Below are 16,167 nucleotides of genomic sequence, written 5' to 3'. Positions count from 1 at the left end.
GAGCTCTGAAGCGCGCCGTCGCTCGCTACCAGGGCCGGCGCGGGCCGGTGTCGATGTGGATCAGCCCGTTCCAGTAGACATGATGACCACCGACCTCCGGCAGGTTGCGGGCCCATTCCAGCACGACGCGCGGCCGCACGCCCGGGACGCGGAAGTCCATGGCCTGGCAGCCCTTGTGATAGGAGCCGCGTCTCGCCCGCCAGGGCGGCCGCCAGGTCGAGGTCACCTTCACCGCGCCGTAGCGGTCGACGATCTTCACGAGGATCTGCTTCAGCGGGTCTGGCAGGCAGGCGATCGAAGTGCCCGGATCGGTCGAGACACCCGGCCGCTCGGGCTTCTCGTTCGGGTCGAAATCGGGTTCTGCGCCGGCCTTCTGGCCAGGCGTGAGCTTCGGCCATTCCACGCCCTCGTCGTCGTCCGGCTCGCCGGGCGCGGGCAGGGTGCCTTCGGCGGGCGGTGTTGCCGATGCGGGGGTGGCGCCCGGCGTCTCTGTCGACGGCGCGGCAGGCGGGGTGTCCTGAGCCGCGCTGCGAGTCGGGGGGGCCGTCGTGGTGGGCGCTGCCGAGGGCACGACGATATCCGGCAGCTTCGGCGTGCCTTCCAGATCGAGATCGAAGGGGCGCTGCGGCGGCAGCGGCGCGCGCACGCGCTCGCCCTCTTGGGCAATGGCCGTCGTCGTGGAGAGCAGGACGAAGAGCGCCGGGGCGAGACGGGCGCGCAGGCAGGCAGGGTTCATTATGCCGCCGGTGCCTGTGGGAGTTCAGGTTCGGGGGCCGGCGGAAAAGGTCGAAACATCGAAGGCCTTTCGGAGGGCAACACCCGCCGGGCCGCAACGATTCGGCACGGTGAACGGATTGATGCCATCCTCGCGGAGCTGCAAATACGCGTTTCGGGCCGATTTTCGCCGCGGATATCCGAAGCGCTGCCCGAGCGCCTGCGAATTCTGCCCCATTCTGCGCTGCATTCAACCCACTCGCGCAATTGTGCGGCGCGGCGGAGTCTTGCTTCATTCTAATCGAGGGTCTAAGCGACTGGGACAGCGCGTCGCCCCGCGGCCGTCTGAAGTGAGTCCGACCATGCAAGCTGTTCCGGTGCCATCCATCCTGAGTGACTACCTGCCGCTGGTGCTGTTCATCGGCGTCTCGGCGGTCATCGGCCTGGCCCTGCTGATCGCCCCATTCGCGATCGCCTATTCGAAGCCGGACGCGGAAAAGCTCTCGGCCTACGAATGCGGCTTCAACGCCTTCGACGATGCGCGCATGAAGTTCGACGTCCGGTTCTATCTGGTCGCGATTTTGTTCATCATCTTCGATCTGGAAGTCGCTTTCCTGTTCCCTTGGGCCGTCGCCTTCGGCACCCTCGGCTGGTATGGTTTCTGGTCGATGATGGTGTTCCTCGGCGTCCTGACCGTGGGCTTCGTCTACGAGTGGCGCAAGGGCGCGCTGGAGTGGGACTGACTGTCCGGTCGCGAGGCGGCGTTCCGCTTTCTATCTGACAGGCTGAAGGTCACGAGGATTTAGTTCATGGCAATCACAGCGATCGATCGCGGCGACCCGCTCGTCGCGCCGGCACCGAGGGGGCTGCTCGGCCCCGACGGCAAGCCCATGGGCACGCGTGACCCGTTCTTCGTCGAGATCAACAACGAGCTTGCCGACAAGGGCTTCCTCGTCACCGCGACCGACGACCTGATCAACTGGGCCCGCACCGGTTCGCTGATGTGGATGACGTTCGGCCTGGCGTGCTGCGCCGTCGAGATGATGCAGCTCTCGATGCCGCGCTACGACGTCGAGCGCTTCGGCTTCGCGCCGCGCGCCTCTCCGCGCCAGTCCGACGTGATGATCGTGGCGGGCACGCTGACCAACAAGATGGCTCCGGCCCTGCGCAAGGTCTACGACCAGATGCCGGAGCCGCGCTACGTCATCTCGATGGGCTCCTGCGCCAATGGCGGCGGCTACTATCACTACAGCTATTCGGTGGTTCGCGGCTGCGACCGCATCGTCCCGATCGACATCTATGTCCCGGGCTGCCCGCCGACGGCGGAGGCGCTGCTCTACGGCGTGCTGCTGCTGCAGAAGAAGATCCGGCGCACCGGCACGATCGAGCGCTGAGCGCTCTTTCGGTCGATGCTGCAGGCGATGAAGGTGAGACGATGAGCGAAGCGCTCGTACAACTCGGCGAAGAGATCAAGGCCGCGCTGCCCGGCGCGGTGACGGAGGCGGTCGTCGCCTTCGAGGAGCTGACGATCCATGCCGAAGCGGCCTCGATCGTCGAGGTACTGCGGACGCTCTACAGCGATCCGCGCTTCCGCTTCGTGAACTTCACCGACATCGCCGGCGCCGACTATCCCGGCCGCGAGAAGCGCTTCGACGTCGTCTACCATATGCTGGCGCCGCACCATAACCGCCGCGTCCGTGTAAAGGTCCAGACCGACGAGGCGACGCCCGTTCCCTCCGTGATCGACGTCTTCCCGGCGGCGAACTGGTTCGAGCGCGAGGCCTACGACTTCTACGGAATCCTGTTCTCCGGCCATCCCGACCTGCGCCGCATCCTCACCGACTATGGCTTCGAGGGCTATCCGCTGCGCAAGGACTTCCCGCTGACCGGCTTCGTCGAGGTGCGCTACGACGACGAGCAGAAGCGCGTCGTCTACGAGCCGGTGAAGCTCAACCAGGAATTCCGCAACTTCGATTTCCTCTCGCCCTGGGAAGGCACGGATTACGTGCTGCCGGGCGACGAGAAGGCGAAGGGCGCGTGATGGCGGCTGGCACGGAAAAACTGTCCGGTGGTTGTCTCTGCGGCTCCGTTCGCTTCATGGCGGTCGCCGCGAAGGCGGAGATGGACGTTTGTCATTGCAGCATGTGCCGGCGCTGGAGCGGCGGCGTGCTGATGACGGTGCCGTGCACGGATGTCGCGGTCGCGGACGAGGCGCATCTCGGTGTCTATCACTCCTCGGAGTGGGGCGAGCGCGTCTTCTGCCGCAATTGCGGCACCAGCCTGTTCTGGCGGCAGCGTTCCGGCGAGGGGCATGTCGCGGTGGCGTTCCCGAGCCTCGACAATGCCCCCGGCCTCGCCTTTGCCGAGGAAATCTTCATCGACGAAAAGCCTGAACTCTATGCCTTCGCCGGCGAGCGGCGACGCAAGACGGGCGAGCAGGTGGTCGCAGAGTTCTTCGCTGCGCAGGAAGGCCGGCAATGACCGAGCACAACATCCGCAACTTCTCGATCAACTTCGGCCCGCAGCATCCGGCCGCGCACGGCGTCCTGCGCCTCGTGCTGGAGCTCGACGGCGAGGTGGTCGAGCGCGTCGACCCGCATATCGGCCTGCTGCATCGCGGCACCGAGAAGCTGATCGAGGCCAAGACCTATCTCCAGGCAGTGCCCTATTTCGACCGGCTCGACTATGTCGCGCCGATGAACCAGGAGCACGCCTATGCGCTCGCGGTCGAGCGCCTCGTCGGCGTGACCGTGCCGCGCCGCGGCCAGCTCATCCGCGTGCTCTATTCCGAGATCGGCCGCATCCTCTCGCATCTGCTCAACGTCACCACGCAGGCGATGGACGTCGGCGCGCTGACGCCTCCGCTCTGGGGCTTCGAAGAGCGCGAAAAGCTGATGATCTTCTACGAGCGCGCTTCGGGCTCGCGCATGCATGCGGCCTATGTCCGCCCCGGCGGCGTGCACCAGGACTTGCCCGTTTCGCTGATTCACGACATCGCCGAATGGTGCGACCCGTTCCTCAAGGTCTGCGACGATCTCGAGACGCTGCTGACCGATAACCGCATCTTCAAGCAGCGCAATGTCGATATCGGCGTGGTCGATCTCGAGACCTGCTGGAAATGGGGCTTCTCGGGCGTGATGGTGCGCGGCTCCGGCGCGGCGTGGGACCTGCGTAAATCGCAGCCCTACGAGTGCTACGAGGAGATGGAATTCGACATTCCGATCGGCAAGAACGGCGACTGCTACGACCGCTACCACATCCGCATGGAGGAGATGCGCCAGTCCGTGCGCATCATGAAGCAGTGCTGCGACAAGCTGCTGGCTGCCGATGGCGGCGGGCCGGTCTCATCGCTCGACGGCAAGATGGTGCCGCCCAAGCGCGGCGAGATGAAGCGCTCGATGGAAGCGCTGATCCATCACTTCAAGCTCTACACCGAAGGCTACAAGGTGCCGGAAGGCGAGGTCTATGCCGCCGTCGAGGCGCCGAAGGGCGAGTTCGGCGTCTATCTGGTCTCCGACGGCACCAACAAGCCCTATCGCTGCAAGATCAAGGCGCCGGGCTTCGCCCATCTCCAGGCCATGGATTTCATGTGCCGCAAGCACATGCTCGCCGACGTCTCCGCGATCCTCGGCTCGCTGGACATCGTCTTCGGGGAGGTCGATCGGTGAGCCGTCCCTCAGCCGTCTCTTGCAGAATCGTCGCCATCTGCCAGCGAGTCAGAGATGCTCGGGTCAAGCCCGAGCATGACGCGCGTGGAGTGAATTGATATGTCCGTCCGTCGTCTCGCGCCCGATCCGGTCCAGCCTGCCTCCTTCGCCTTCACCGCGGCGAACGAGAACTGGATCGACCAGCAGATTGCCAAGTATCCGGAAGGCCGCCAGGCCTCTGCCGTCATTCCGCTGCTGTGGAAAGCGCAGGAGCAGGAGGGCTGGGTGTCGCGCGCCGTGATCGAGACCGTCGCCCGTCGCCTCGGCATGGCGCCGATGCGGGTGCTGGAGGTCGCGACCTTCTACACCATGTTCAATCTGCAGCCGGTCGGCGAGTATTTCGTCCAGCTCTGCGGCACGACGCCCTGCGCGCTGCGCGGCGCCGAAGCGCTGAAGAAGGTCTGCGAGGACGTCATCGGCCCGCAATCGACCGTGACCGCCGACGGCAAGCTCTCCTGGCTCGAGGTCGAATGCCTCGGCGCCTGCTGCAATGCGCCGATGGCGCAGATCAATGTCGACTATTACGAAGACCTGACGCCCGCCAATTTCCGCCAGCTCCTCGACGATCTGCGCAGCGGCCGCCCGACCAATCCCGGCCCGCAGAACGGCCGCACCGGCTCCGAGCCGGAAGGCGGCGGCGAGACCTTGAACGACAAGGCGCTCTATGACGGCTCGATGATCGGCGCCGGCGATTGGCAGAAGCGCATCGCCGAGCAGCGCAAGGCTGCGGCGGAAGCCGCAGCTGCCAAGGCTGCCGCAGAGGCGGAAGCCAAGAAGGCCGAGGCGGCCAAGGTGGACGCTACTCCGGCGGCCGCCGCCAAGCCGGCGAGCGAGACCGCCGCGCCGGCCAGGCCGAAGCCGTCCGACCCGGCTCAGCCGACCAGCGCCGCCCAGGATACGCCTTCCGCAGAGGGCAAGCCGAAGCCCACCCGGGCACGTGCTAAGACCGCCAAGAGCGGCGACAAGCCGGCAGAGTGAGGCATTAGGACATGCTCGCAGATCGCGACCGCATCTTCACCAATCTCTACGGCCTTCACGACCGCTCCCTGAAGGGTGCGATCCAGCGTGGCCATTGGGACGGCACCAAGTTCATCCTGGAGCAGGGCCGAGACTGGATCATCGACGAGATGAAGAAGTCGGGCCTGCGCGGGCGCGGCGGCGCCGGCTTCCCGACCGGGCTGAAATGGTCGTTCATGCCCAAGCAGAGCGACGGGCGCCCGTCCTATCTCGTCGTCAACGCCGACGAGTCGGAGCCCGGCACCTGCAAGGACCGCGAGATCATGCGCAACGACCCGCATACGCTGGTCGAGGGCTGCCTGATCGCCTCCTTCGCCATGGGTGCGAACGCGGCCTATATCTACATCCGTGGCGAGTATGTCCGTGAGCGCGAGGCGCTGCAGCGCGCCGTCGACGAGGCCTATGAGGCCAAGCTCATCGGCAAGGACAACGTCCACGGGTATCCCTTTGATCTCTATGTGCATCACGGCGCCGGCGCCTATATCTGCGGCGAAGAGACGGCGCTGCTCGAAAGCCTCGAGGGCAAGAAGGGCATGCCGCGGCTGAAGCCGCCTTTCCCGGCGAATGTCGGCCTTTATGGCTGCCCGACCACGGTGAACAACGTCGAGTCGATCGCGGTCGCCCCGACCATCCTGCGCCGCGGCGCGGCCTGGTTCTCCTCGATCGGCACTCCGAACAATGTCGGCACCAAGCTCTTCTGCGTCTCCGGCCATGTGAACAAGCCCTGCAACGTCGAAGAGGCGATGGGTATTCCCTTCCGCGAGCTGATCGACAAGCATTGCGGCGGCATCCGCGGCGGCTGGGACAACCTCAAGGCGGTCATCCCCGGCGGTTCGTCGGTGCGCATGGTGCCGGCCGAGCAGATCATCGACACGCCGATGGATTTCGACTCGCTCTCCAAGCTGCGCTCCGGCCTCGGCACGGCTGCGGTGATCGTGATGGACAAGTCGACCGACATCGTCCGCGCCATCGCCCGCATCAGCCATTTCTACAAACATGAGAGCTGCGGCCAGTGCACGCCTTGCCGCGAGGGCACGGGCTGGATGTGGCGCGTCATGGAGCGCATGGCCGAGGGCCGCGCCCAGAAGCGCGAGATCGACATGCTGCTCGACGTCACCAAGCAGATCGAGGGCCACACCATCTGCGCGCTTGGCGACGCCGCGGCTTGGCCGATCCAGGGCCTGATCGCGCATTTCCGTCACGAGATCGAGCAGCGCATCGACGACTATGCCGCCAACCCGCACAGCGAGCCTGTGCGGCTGATGGCGGCGGAGTGAGTGTGATGCCGCCCGCCAGCTACATCTTCTGGATTGTGGTCGTCATCGGGGGAGCCTTGGCTTCCTTGCCTTTGACCATGGGCTTTTCGATTTTGATTATAACTTTTGCCTTGCCAATCGTACCTGTTCTTATCGTTGCGGTCGCAGCTTGGCGTATCGTATTGGCGTCCGGCGCTCCAGCTTGGCCGGCTGTCGTCATTACAATTGCGTGCGCTTCGTGGTTGATCGCTTTGAGCGGTAGCCTGACGGGCCAAACGCTGCTTACGCGTCTTGCGAGCATGATCGGATCGGTGTCGATCATCGCATGCGGCATAGCGTCATGGCGTATGCAGGAAATCTTGTGCGAAGATAGATTTGGCACTCCAGTTTATGGGTATACGCTCGCTGCAATCGGGCTTTTGATTGTAGCGGGAAGCACGCTGGTCACTCTCCCGAGATTTGTGCTCGTTTTTTCTTGGCATATCCTGAGCGGACTCGCCGTATTGGGCTGCGCCTTAGTCGTATGGTCTGTTTATCAAATGGTTCGATTGATCGGCCGAGAGCGCTGGATCGTGATTTCCGTGCTTTTGCCCGTCGTGTTGTTCGCTGCTGTGTTGGTTAGCCGCTACATTCCGGCAATGCGGATGAGCATGGGCGATGGCGTAATGTTGGTGATCTTTCCCTTCCTTGCTCTCATGGGTGGAATGGGGTTCTGGCGGTTGTCCGCACTGGTGAGCAACTGGATACGCTTGCGCGGGATTGATGCCTTGAATGCGGGAAGGTTCGCCGCATGACTTTGAAATTTGTTGAGGCCAACTGAGCGATGACCAAACTCCTCATCGACGGCATCGAGGTCGACGTTCCGCCGGAGTACACTGTGCTCCAGGCCTGCGAGGCCGCTGGCGCCGAGGTGCCGCGCTTCTGCTTCCACGAGCGGCTCTCGATCGCCGGCAACTGCCGCATGTGCCTGGTCGAGGTGAAGGGCGGGCCGCCGAAGCCGCAGGCCTCCTGCGCCATCGGCGTGCGCGATCTGCGCCCCGGCCCGAACGGCGAGCCGCCGGTCGTCCTGACCAAGTCGCCGATGGTCAAGAAGGCGCGCGAAGGGGTGATGGAGTTCCTGCTCATCAACCACCCGCTCGACTGCCCGATCTGCGACCAGGGCGGCGAATGCGACCTGCAGGACCAGGCAATGGCGTATGGCGCGGATACCTCCCGCTATGCCGAGAACAAGCGCGCGGTCGAGGACAAGTATATCGGCCCGCTGGTCAAGACGACGATGACGCGCTGCATCCAGTGCACGCGCTGCGTCCGCTTCACCACCGAAGTCGCCGGCGCCTCCGATCTCGGCGCCATCGGCCGCGGCGAGGACATGGAGATCACGACCTATCTTGAGCAGGCGATGAGCTCGGAGCTGCAGAGCAACGTCGTCGATCTCTGCCCGGTGGGCGCGCTGACCTCCAAGCCCTATCAGAACAAGGCCCGGCCCTGGGAGCTCTCCAAGACCGAGAGCATCGACGTGATGGACGCCGTCGGCTCGGCCATCCGCGTCGACTCGCGTGGCAAGGAAGTGATGCGCGTCCTGCCCCGCCTCAACGAGGCGGTGAACGAGGAGTGGATCTCCGACAAGACCCGCCACATCGTCGACGGCCTGCGCACGCAGCGCCTCGACCGGCCCTATATCCGCGAGAACGGCCGGCTGCGCCCCGCGAGCTGGAACGAAGCCTTCGCCGCCATCGCCGCCAAGGTGAAGGCCGCCTCGCCCCAGAAGATCGGCGCCATCGCCGGTGACCTCGCGGCGGTCGAGGAGATGTTCGCGCTGAAGGCGCTGATCGCCTCGCTCGGATCGGCCAATCTCGACGCGCGTCAGGACGGAACGAAGCTCCATCCGAAGCTCGGCAGGGCCTCCTACGTCCTCAACGCCGGCATCGCCGGCATCGAGGATGCGACCTCGCTGCTGATCATCGGCTCGAACCCGCGTCGTGAGGCGCCGATCCTGAACGCCCGCATCCGCAAGCGCTGGCTGCGGGGCGATTTCAAGGTCAGCGTCATCGGCGAGAAGGCCGATCTCACTTACGCTTCCGACTATCTCGGCGCCGGCCCCGAAACGCTCGCCGAAATCGTCAAATCGGCCGAGGCCAAGGGCGGCAGGCCCATGGTGCTGGTCGGGCAGGGCGCTCTCGCCCGTGCCGACGGCGAAGCGGTGCTCTCGCTCGCGGCCAAGGCTGCGCAGGCGCTCGGTACCATGACGGACGAGTGGAACGGCTTCGGCGTGATCCACACCGCGGCCTCCCGCGTCGGCGCGCTCGATCTCGGCTTCGTGCCCGGCGAAGGCGGCCTGGACGTTGCCGCCATGCTCCAGCCCGGTGCGCTCGACGTGCTCTTCCTGCTCGGTGCCGACGAGATCGAGGTGCCGGAAGGCGCCTTCGTCGTCTACCAGGGCACGCATGGCGACAAGGGCGCGCATCGCGCCGACGTCATCCTGCCGGGCGCCGCCTATACCGAAAAGTCCGGCACCTATGTGAACACCGAAGGCCGGGTGCAGATGGGCGACCGCGCCACCTTCCCGCCGGGCGATGCCCGCGAGGACTGGGCGATCCTGCGTGCGCTCTCGGCCGCTCTCGGCAAGACTCTGCCCTTCGACTCGCTCGCCGGCCTGCGCAAGGCGCTCTACGAGGCGCATCCGCATTTCGCCGCGCTCGATGTTCTGCCGGGCAATGATGCGGCTGGCATCGGCCAGCTCGCGGGCCTCGGCGGCAAGACCGACAGGGCGGGGTTCGCCCCGGTCATAGGCGACTTCTATCAGACCAACCCGATCGCGCGTGCCTCTGCCGTGATGGCGGAATGCTCGGCGCTGGCCTCCGGCCGGCACCAGCAGGCGGCGGAGTAAGCGGCCATGAACTGGGACCTCGTCCTCGATATCGCGATCATCCTCGGCAAGAGCCTGCTGCTGCTGGTCTGCCTGCTGGTCTTCATCGCCTATATCCTGCTGGCCGACCGCAAGGTCTGGGCGGCGGTGCAGCTGCGCCGCGGCCCGAACGTCGTCGGTCCCTGGGGGCTGTTCCAGAGCTTCGCGGACCTGATCAAGTTCGCGCTCAAGGAGCCGATCATCCCGTCCGGCGCCAACAAGGGCATCTTCCTGCTGGCGCCGTTCATCTCCTGCCTGCTGGCGCTTGGCGCCTGGGCGGTGATCCCGGTGGCCGAGGGCTGGGCGATCGCCGACATCAATGTCGGCGTGCTCTACATCCTCGCGATCTCCTCGCTCGGCGTCTACGGCATCATCATGGCCGGCTGGGCCTCGAACTCGAAATACCCGTTCATGAGCGCGCTGCGCTCGGCGGCGCAGATGGTGTCCTACGAGGTCTCGATCGGCTTCGTCATCATCACCGTGCTGCTCTGCGTCGGCTCGCTGAACCTCTCGGCGATCGTCGAGGCGCAGCAGAACCGCGGCCTGGCGCATGCGCTGGGCGTGCCCTGGCTCAGCATCCTCAATTGGTATTTCCTGCCGCTCTTCCCAATGTTCATCGTCTTCTTCGTCTCGGCGCTGGCCGAGACGAACCGGCCGCCCTTCGATCTGGCCGAGGCGGAATCGGAGCTCGTGGCGGGCTTCATGGTCGAGTATTCCTCGACGCCGTACCTGCTGTTCATGCTCGGCGAATACGTGGCGATCATGACCATGTGCTCGCTGACGACGATCCTGTTCCTCGGCGGCTGGGCGCCGCCGGTCGCGCTGCCGCCCTTCACCTGGCTGCCCGGCGTGTTCTGGTTCGCGCTCAAGGTCTGCCTGGTGTTCTTCATGTTCGCGCTGGTGAAGGCCTTCGTGCCGCGCTACCGCTACGATCAGCTGATGCGTCTGGGCTGGAAGGTCTTCCTGCCGCTCTCGCTCGCCAGCGTGGTGATCGTGGCGCTGGTGCTGCAGCTGACGGGCTGGGGTCCGGTCGCCGGATGAGTTGGGCCGGCCCGCTCGGCGCCCTGATCGGCTTCGGCCTCGGCCTGCTGGAATACCGGCTGATCTCGGCCGTGGTGATCGGGGCGCTCAGGCGCACGGATCGCTCGGAGACAGAGGCCGAGAAGGACGATTACGAGCGCCGCATCCGCATCCTGCGGTGGGCGCTGATGGCAATGACGATCGGCTTGATGCCGATACTGGGTTTCGTGATCGGCCGGACGCTGTTCGGCTGAGGATGGAAGGACGAAGGCGATGTCACTCGCGCAAGCCGCAAGGGGCCTGCTGCTGAAGGAGTTCGTCGGGGCTATCGGCCTGTCGATGCGCTACTTCTTCAAGCCGAAGGCGACGCTGAACTATCCGTTCGAGAAGGGCCAGCTCTCGCCGCGCTTCCGTGGCGAGCATGCGCTGCGCCGCTATCCGAACGGCGAGGAGCGCTGCATCGCCTGCAAGCTCTGCGAGGCGATCTGCCCGGCGCAGGCCATCACCATCGAGGCCGGTCCGCGCCGCAATGACGGCACGCGCCGCACCACCCGTTACGACATCGACATGACGAAGTGCATCTATTGCGGCTTCTGCCAGGAGGCCTGCCCGGTCGATGCCATCGTCGAGGGCCCGAATTTCGAGTTCGCGACCGAGACCCGCGAGGAGCTGTTCTACGACAAGGACAAGCTGCTCGCGAACGGCGCGCGCTGGGAGCGCGAGATCGCGCGCAACATCGCGATGGACGCGCCCTATCGGTGAGGTGAATTGCCGTCATGCTCGGGCTTGACCCGAGCATCTCGTGAAGAAGAAGGCTCCGACGCCTCGTTCTGCAGGAGATTCTCGGGTCGGCGCTTCGCTTCGCCCGAGAATGACGAACCTAGAGTGACAGACCCCCGCGCGGTTGTCCCGCCCGGCGGGGCTGATTATAGACGCTCCAAATTGCTGCGGGACCGAGTCCCGGAGCACGAACCAAACGAGGACCGCTTCACAAAGGGGCGGAAAGGGCTGGCCGAGATGAATGCCGCAGCGGCTTTCTTCTATCTCTTCGCAGGGGTGACCGTGGCATCCGCCTTCATGGTGGTGGCCTCGCGCAACCCCGTGCATTCGGTGCTCTACCTGATCCTGGCCTTCGTCAACGCGGCCGGGCTGTTCATGCTGCTCGGCGCCGAGTTCCTCGCGATGCTGCTGGTCGTCGTCTATGTCGGCGCGGTCGCGGTGCTCTTCCTCTTCGTGGTGATGATGCTCGACGTCGATTTCGCCGAGTTCCGCCAGGGCTTCCTGAACTACCTGCCGATCGGCGCGCTGATCGGCTTCATCTTCGCGGTCGAGCTGCTGCTGGTCGTCGGCGCCTGGGTCATCGATCCGCATATCGTCAAGGCGCCGGTCGCCGCGATCCCCGCCGGCATCACCAACACCGAGGCGCTCGGGCGAGTGCTCTACACCCAGTATGTCTACTATTTCCAGGCGGCCGGCCTCGTGCTGCTGGTCGCGATGATCGGCGCCATCGTGCTGACGCTGCGCGAGCGCCACGGCATCAAGCGCCAGCATGTCCCGACCCAGAACGCCCGCACCAAGGACGCGGCGATGGAGGTCAAGCAGGTGCCCTCGCGCGCCGGCGTTCCGGAGGAGATGGCATGATGACGATCGGACTGGGCCACTATCTCGCAGTCAGCGCTATCCTGTTCACGCTCGGCGTGCTCGGCATCTTCGTCAACCGCAAGAACATCATCGTCATCCTGATGTCGATCGAGCTCATCCTGCTCTCGGTCAACCTGAACTTCGTCGCCTTCTCGAGCTTCATGAACGACATCGTCGGCCAGGTCTTCGCGCTGCTCGTGCTCACGGTGGCAGCGGCCGAGGCCGCGATCGGCCTCGCCATTCTCGTCGTCTACTTCCGCAACCGCGGTTCGATCGCGGTGGAAGACATCAACATGATGAAAGGCTGAGCGCGCCGCCGCGCCTGGACCTCACGCCCATGTATCACGCGATCGTCTTCCTCCCCCTGATCGGCTTCCTGATTGCCGGCCTCTTCGGCCGGCTGATCGGCACGCGCGGCTCCGAGATCGTCACGACCTCGCTGCTGATCGTCTCCGCTGTCCTGTCCTGGGTCGCCTTCGTCCAGGTCGGCTTCGGCCACGGCACGACGCGCATCCAGATCGCGAGCTGGATCTCGTCCGGCCAGTTGCAGGTCGACTGGGCCTTCCGCATCGACACGCTGACGGCGGTGATGCTGGTCGTCGTCAACACCGTCTCCTCGCTCGTGCACCTCTACTCGATCGGGTACATGCACGAGGATCCGCACCGGCCGCGCTTCTTCGCCTATCTCTCGCTGTTCACCTTCGCGATGCTGATGCTGATCACGTCGGACAACCTCGTCCAGATGTTCTTCGGCTGGGAAGGCGTGGGCCTGGCGTCCTATCTGCTGATCGGCTTCTGGTACCAGAAGCCCTCGGCCAACGCCGCCGCGATGAAGGCCTTCATCGTCAACCGCGTCGGCGATTTCGGGTTCTCGCTCGGCATCTTCCTCGTCTTCGTGCTGTTCGGCTCGGTCGGCTTCGACGCGATCTTCCCGCGCGCCGGCGAACTGGTCGGCCAGAGCTTCCGCTTCCTCGGCTATGACTGGAATGCGCTGACCCTGACCTGCCTGCTGCTCTTCATGGGCGCCATGGGCAAGTCCGCGCAGTTCCTGCTGCACACCTGGCTGCCGGACGCGATGGAAGGCCCGACCCCGGTCTCGGCCCTCATCCATGCCGCGACCATGGTCACCGCCGGCGTCTTCATGCTGGCGCGCCTGTCGCCGGTGTTCGAATACGCGCCGGTCGCGCTCACCGTCGTCGTCGTCATCGGCGCTACCACCGCCTTCTTCGCGGCGACGGTCGGCCTCGTGCAGAACGACATCAAGCGCGTCATCGCCTATTCGACCTGCTCGCAGCTCGGCTACATGTTCGTCGCGCTCGGCGTTGGCAATTACGGCGCCGGCATCTTCCACCTCTTCACCCACGCCTTCTTCAAGGCGCTGCTCTTTTTGGGCGCCGGCTCGGTCATCCACGCGATGCATCACGAGCAGGACATGCGCCACATGGGTGGCCTGCGGAAGCACATCCCGCTGACCGCGGCGGCGATGACGATCGGCACGCTTGCCCTGACCGGCTTCCCGGGCTTCGCCGGCTACTTCTCGAAGGATGCCATCATCGAGAGCGCCTATGCCTCGGTGGCGCATGGCGGCTTCGCCAGCTCCTACGCTTACGTCCTGCTGGTCGTCGCGGCCTGCATGACCTCGTTCTACTCCTGGCGCCTCTACTTCATGACCTTCGAGGGCAAGCCGCGCTGGGGCCATGATGCTCACGGTCACGATGCGCACGGCCATGGCCACGACGACCACGCGCATGCCGCCCATGGCCATGACGACCATGCTCATGCGTCGCACGCGCAGGACGATCACGGCCACGGCCATGACCACACGCCGCATGAGAGCCCCTGGGTGATGCTGATCCCGCTCGCCGTGCTCTCGGTCGGCGCGGTCTTCGCGGGTTACGCGTTCAAGGAGTACTTCATCGGCCACGACTTCGAGCATTTCTGGAAGTCGGCGCTGTTCATGGGCAAGGACAACCACATCCTGCACGCCATGCACGAGGTTCCGAAGTGGGTCGTCTGGTCGCCCTTCGTGGCGATGGTGATCGGCTTTGCGCTTGCCTACTACATGTATGTCCGCCGGCCGGACGTGCCGGGCAAGCTCGCTGCGGCGAACCCGGCACTGTACCAGTTCCTGCTCAACAAGTGGTACTTCGACGAGCTCTACGACTTCCTGTTCGTCAGGCCCGCGAAGTGGCTCGGCCGCTTCCTGTGGAAGAAGGGCGATGGCCTGGTCATCGACGGCCTCGGGCCGGACGGCATCTCGGCCCGCGTGGTCGACGTGACCAACCGGGTGGTCCGGCTGCAGACCGGCTATCTCTATCACTATGCCTTCGCCATGCTGATCGGCGTCGCGGGCTTCGTGACCTGGTATCTTGTGACGCGCGGGTGAGATGATGTTGGGTTTCGGTATTCTCACCGGTCTTCTGGTCCTGCCGCTGATCGGCGCCGCCTTCATTCTGGCGCAGCGCGGCGATCAGGCCTCGGTCGACTCCAATGCCCGCTGGGCCGCGCTGGTCACGACGGTGCTGACCTTCGTGCTGGCCTGTGTTGCCTGGGGCCGCTTCGACCCCGCCAATCCGGGCTTCCAGATGGTCGAGACCCATGGCTGGGTTTCGGACGCCATCAGGTTCAAGCTCGGCGTCGACGGCTTCTCCTTCCCCTTCATCGTGCTGACGGCCTTCCTGATGCCGTTCTGCATCCTGGCCTCCTGGACCTCGGTCGAGAAGCGGGTGCGCGAATATATGGTCGCGTTCCTGATCCTGGAGACGCTGATGATCGGCGTCTTCGCGGCGCTCGATCTCGTGCTGTTCTACGTCTTCTTCGAGGCCGGCCTGATCCCGATGTTCCTGATCATCGGCATTTGGGGCGGCAAGCGGCGCGTTTACGCCTCCTACAAGTTCTTCCTCTACACGCTGCTCGGCTCGGTGCTGATGCTGCTGGCGCTGATGGCGATGTACTGGAACGCCGGCACAACCGACATCCCGACGCTGCTGGCGCACAAGTTCCCGTCGCAGATGCAGCCCTGGCTGTGGCTTGCCTTCTTCGCCTCCTTCGCGGTGAAGATGCCGATGTGGCCGGTCCATACGTGGCTGCCCGACGCACATGTCGAGGCGCCGACGGCGGGCTCCGTCATCCTGGCGGCGATCCTCTTGAAGATGGGCGGCTACGGCTTCATCCGCTTCTCGATCCCGATGTTCCCCGAAGCGTCGGCGATGTTCGCGCCGCTGGTCTTCGCGCTGTCGGTCATCGCCATCGTCTACACCTCGCTGGTGGCGCTGATGCAGGAGGACATCAAGAAGCTGATCGCCTACTCCTCGGTGGCGCATATGGGCTTCGTCACCATGGGGCTGTTCACCCTGACGCCGCAGGGCATCCAGGGCGCGATGTTCCAGATGATGAGCCACGGGCTGGTCTCCGGCGCGCTCTTCCTCTGCGTCGGCGTGATCTACGACCGCATGCACACCCGCGAGATCGCCGCCTATGGCGGTCTGGTGAACCGGATGCCGATCTATGCCGTGGTCTTCATGGTCTTCACCATGGCGAATGTCGGCCTGCCCGGCACGGCCGGCTTCGTCGGCGAGTTCCTGACGCTGGTCGGCGCCTTCCGCGCCAATCCCTGGGTCGCCTTCTTCGCGACCTCCGGCGTCATCCTCTCGGCTGGCTATGCGCTATGGCTCTATCGCCGCGTTGTGTTCGGCGAGCTGGTGAAGCCCGAGCTCAAGGACATCAAGGACCTGAACGGCCGCGAGATCGCGATCCTGGTGCCGCTCGTCCTGCTGACGATCTGGTATGGCGTGCAGCCGCACACGATCCTCGACGCCTTCGCGGCGCCGACCGAAGCGCTCATCAAGAACTATCAGGCCGCGCTCACCGCCGCGAAGACGGCGGTGGCGGCCGTGCAGTAAGGTTT

17 protein-coding genes are annotated in these 16,167 nt (G+C 65.1%); 16 read left to right on the top strand and 1 reads right to left on the bottom strand.

Features of this window, described 5'->3' with window-relative positions:
- Window positions 1–25: 25 nt before the first annotated feature.
- Window positions 26–736, bottom strand: coding sequence for a YcbK family protein (locus NWE53_RS06950; RefSeq protein ID WP_265053622.1), 711 nt, complete (start codon window positions 734–736; stop codon window positions 26–28).
- 340 nt (window positions 737–1,076) lie between these two features.
- On the opposite strand from NWE53_RS06950, the gene NWE53_RS06945 reads away from it, so the two are divergent.
- The 16 genes from NWE53_RS06945 (at window position 1,077) to NWE53_RS06870 (ending at window position 16,162) form a co-directional block, all read left to right on the top strand.
- On the top strand, window positions 1,077–1,457 hold the full coding sequence (locus NWE53_RS06945) for an NADH-quinone oxidoreductase subunit A (protein ID WP_442864984.1): 381 nt from the start codon (window positions 1,077–1,079) through the stop codon (window positions 1,455–1,457).
- Between the two features lie 66 nt (window positions 1,458–1,523).
- Complete coding sequence (locus NWE53_RS06940; protein WP_265053621.1) at window positions 1,524–2,108, top strand: NuoB/complex I 20 kDa subunit family protein; 585 nt, start codon at window positions 1,524–1,526, stop codon at window positions 2,106–2,108.
- A 41-nt stretch (window positions 2,109–2,149) separates the two neighbouring features.
- On the top strand, window positions 2,150–2,755 hold the full coding sequence (locus NWE53_RS06935; protein WP_265053620.1) for an NADH-quinone oxidoreductase subunit C: 606 nt from the start codon (window positions 2,150–2,152) through the stop codon (window positions 2,753–2,755).
- Entirely contained in the window at window positions 2,755–3,195 is a 441-nt protein-coding gene (locus tag NWE53_RS06930) for a GFA family protein (protein WP_265053619.1), read from the top strand. The genes NWE53_RS06935 and NWE53_RS06930 overlap by 1 nt, the downstream gene beginning before the upstream one ends.
- Window positions 3,192–4,382, top strand: coding sequence for an NADH-quinone oxidoreductase subunit D (locus NWE53_RS06925; protein WP_265053618.1), 1,191 nt, complete (start codon window positions 3,192–3,194; stop codon window positions 4,380–4,382). Before NWE53_RS06930 ends, NWE53_RS06925 begins: the two co-directional genes overlap by 4 nt.
- Window positions 4,383–4,481: 99 nt before the next feature.
- Window positions 4,482–5,399: an NADH-quinone oxidoreductase subunit NuoE gene (gene nuoE / locus NWE53_RS06920; RefSeq protein WP_265053617.1), complete on the top strand. Its 918-nt coding sequence runs from the start codon at window positions 4,482–4,484 to the stop codon at window positions 5,397–5,399.
- A gap of 11 nt (window positions 5,400–5,410) precedes the next feature.
- Window positions 5,411–6,715 carry an NADH-quinone oxidoreductase subunit NuoF gene (nuoF, locus tag NWE53_RS06915; protein ID WP_265053616.1) on the top strand — a complete coding sequence of 435 codons (1,305 nt, stop codon included), beginning with the start codon at window positions 5,411–5,413 and terminating at the stop codon, window positions 6,713–6,715.
- 5 nt (window positions 6,716–6,720) lie between these two features.
- The gene (locus NWE53_RS06910; RefSeq protein WP_265053615.1) at window positions 6,721–7,488 is read left to right on the top strand and encodes a hypothetical protein; all 768 of its coding nucleotides are present in this window, start codon (window positions 6,721–6,723) and stop codon (window positions 7,486–7,488) included.
- A gap of 29 nt (window positions 7,489–7,517) precedes the next feature.
- A complete protein-coding gene (gene nuoG / locus NWE53_RS06905; RefSeq protein ID WP_265053614.1) occupies window positions 7,518–9,581 on the top strand; it encodes an NADH-quinone oxidoreductase subunit NuoG in 2,064 nt (687 codons plus the stop codon).
- Window positions 9,582–9,587: 6 nt separating this feature from the next.
- The gene (nuoH, locus tag NWE53_RS06900; RefSeq protein ID WP_265053613.1) at window positions 9,588–10,640 is read left to right on the top strand and encodes an NADH-quinone oxidoreductase subunit NuoH; all 1,053 of its coding nucleotides are present in this window, start codon (window positions 9,588–9,590) and stop codon (window positions 10,638–10,640) included.
- On the top strand, window positions 10,637–10,873 hold the full coding sequence (locus NWE53_RS06895) for a hypothetical protein (RefSeq protein WP_265053612.1): 237 nt from the start codon (window positions 10,637–10,639) through the stop codon (window positions 10,871–10,873). Before nuoH ends, NWE53_RS06895 begins: the two co-directional genes overlap by 4 nt.
- Before the next feature lie 19 nt (window positions 10,874–10,892).
- Window positions 10,893–11,381, top strand: a complete 489-nt coding sequence (gene nuoI / locus NWE53_RS06890) for an NADH-quinone oxidoreductase subunit NuoI (protein WP_038367698.1) — start codon at window positions 10,893–10,895, stop codon at window positions 11,379–11,381.
- Between the two features lie 255 nt (window positions 11,382–11,636).
- Window positions 11,637–12,260 carry an NADH-quinone oxidoreductase subunit J gene (locus NWE53_RS06885; RefSeq protein WP_265053611.1) on the top strand — a complete coding sequence of 208 codons (624 nt, stop codon included), beginning with the start codon at window positions 11,637–11,639 and terminating at the stop codon, window positions 12,258–12,260.
- Window positions 12,260–12,568, top strand: a complete 309-nt coding sequence (gene nuoK, locus NWE53_RS06880; protein WP_265053610.1) for an NADH-quinone oxidoreductase subunit NuoK — start codon at window positions 12,260–12,262, stop codon at window positions 12,566–12,568. Before NWE53_RS06885 ends, nuoK begins: the two co-directional genes overlap by 1 nt.
- A gap of 29 nt (window positions 12,569–12,597) precedes the next feature.
- Window positions 12,598–14,646: an NADH-quinone oxidoreductase subunit L gene (gene nuoL / locus NWE53_RS06875; protein ID WP_265053609.1), complete on the top strand. Its 2,049-nt coding sequence runs from the start codon at window positions 12,598–12,600 to the stop codon at window positions 14,644–14,646.
- Between the two features lie 4 nt (window positions 14,647–14,650).
- Window positions 14,651–16,162, top strand: coding sequence for an NADH-quinone oxidoreductase subunit M (locus NWE53_RS06870; RefSeq protein ID WP_265054833.1), 1,512 nt, complete (start codon window positions 14,651–14,653; stop codon window positions 16,160–16,162).
- Window positions 16,163–16,167 lie beyond the last annotated feature (5 nt).

Source organism: Bosea sp. NBC_00550 (assembly GCF_026020075.1).
Taxonomy (GTDB): domain Bacteria; phylum Pseudomonadota; class Alphaproteobacteria; order Rhizobiales; family Beijerinckiaceae; genus Allobosea.
This window is presented reverse-complemented; position numbering and strand designations above follow the sequence as displayed.

What these genes read in the sequence shown, in the direction of transcription:
- NWE53_RS06950 (WP_265053622.1), bottom strand. Translation starts at nt 736, where the DNA reads ATGAACCCTGCCTGCCTGCGCGCCCGTCTCGCCCCGGCGCTCTTCGTC.
- NWE53_RS06945 (WP_442864984.1), top strand. Translation starts at nt 1,077, where the DNA reads ATGCAAGCTGTTCCGGTGCCATCCATCCTGAGTGACTACCTGCCGCTG.
- NWE53_RS06940 (WP_265053621.1), top strand. Translation starts at nt 1,524, where the DNA reads ATGGCAATCACAGCGATCGATCGCGGCGACCCGCTCGTCGCGCCGGCA.
- NWE53_RS06935 (WP_265053620.1), top strand. Translation starts at nt 2,150, where the DNA reads ATGAGCGAAGCGCTCGTACAACTCGGCGAAGAGATCAAGGCCGCGCTG.
- NWE53_RS06930 (WP_265053619.1), top strand. Translation starts at nt 2,755, where the DNA reads ATGGCGGCTGGCACGGAAAAACTGTCCGGTGGTTGTCTCTGCGGCTCC.
- NWE53_RS06925 (WP_265053618.1), top strand. Translation starts at nt 3,192, where the DNA reads ATGACCGAGCACAACATCCGCAACTTCTCGATCAACTTCGGCCCGCAG.
- nuoE (WP_265053617.1), top strand. Translation starts at nt 4,482, where the DNA reads ATGTCCGTCCGTCGTCTCGCGCCCGATCCGGTCCAGCCTGCCTCCTTC.
- nuoF (WP_265053616.1), top strand. Translation starts at nt 5,411, where the DNA reads ATGCTCGCAGATCGCGACCGCATCTTCACCAATCTCTACGGCCTTCAC.
- NWE53_RS06910 (WP_265053615.1), top strand. Translation starts at nt 6,721, where the DNA reads ATGCCGCCCGCCAGCTACATCTTCTGGATTGTGGTCGTCATCGGGGGA.
- nuoG (WP_265053614.1), top strand. Translation starts at nt 7,518, where the DNA reads ATGACCAAACTCCTCATCGACGGCATCGAGGTCGACGTTCCGCCGGAG.
- nuoH (WP_265053613.1), top strand. Translation starts at nt 9,588, where the DNA reads ATGAACTGGGACCTCGTCCTCGATATCGCGATCATCCTCGGCAAGAGC.
- NWE53_RS06895 (WP_265053612.1), top strand. Translation starts at nt 10,637, where the DNA reads ATGAGTTGGGCCGGCCCGCTCGGCGCCCTGATCGGCTTCGGCCTCGGC.
- nuoI (WP_038367698.1), top strand. Translation starts at nt 10,893, where the DNA reads ATGTCACTCGCGCAAGCCGCAAGGGGCCTGCTGCTGAAGGAGTTCGTC.
- NWE53_RS06885 (WP_265053611.1), top strand. Translation starts at nt 11,637, where the DNA reads ATGAATGCCGCAGCGGCTTTCTTCTATCTCTTCGCAGGGGTGACCGTG.
- nuoK (WP_265053610.1), top strand. Translation starts at nt 12,260, where the DNA reads ATGACGATCGGACTGGGCCACTATCTCGCAGTCAGCGCTATCCTGTTC.
- nuoL (WP_265053609.1), top strand. Translation starts at nt 12,598, where the DNA reads ATGTATCACGCGATCGTCTTCCTCCCCCTGATCGGCTTCCTGATTGCC.
- NWE53_RS06870 (WP_265054833.1), top strand. Translation starts at nt 14,651, where the DNA reads ATGTTGGGTTTCGGTATTCTCACCGGTCTTCTGGTCCTGCCGCTGATC.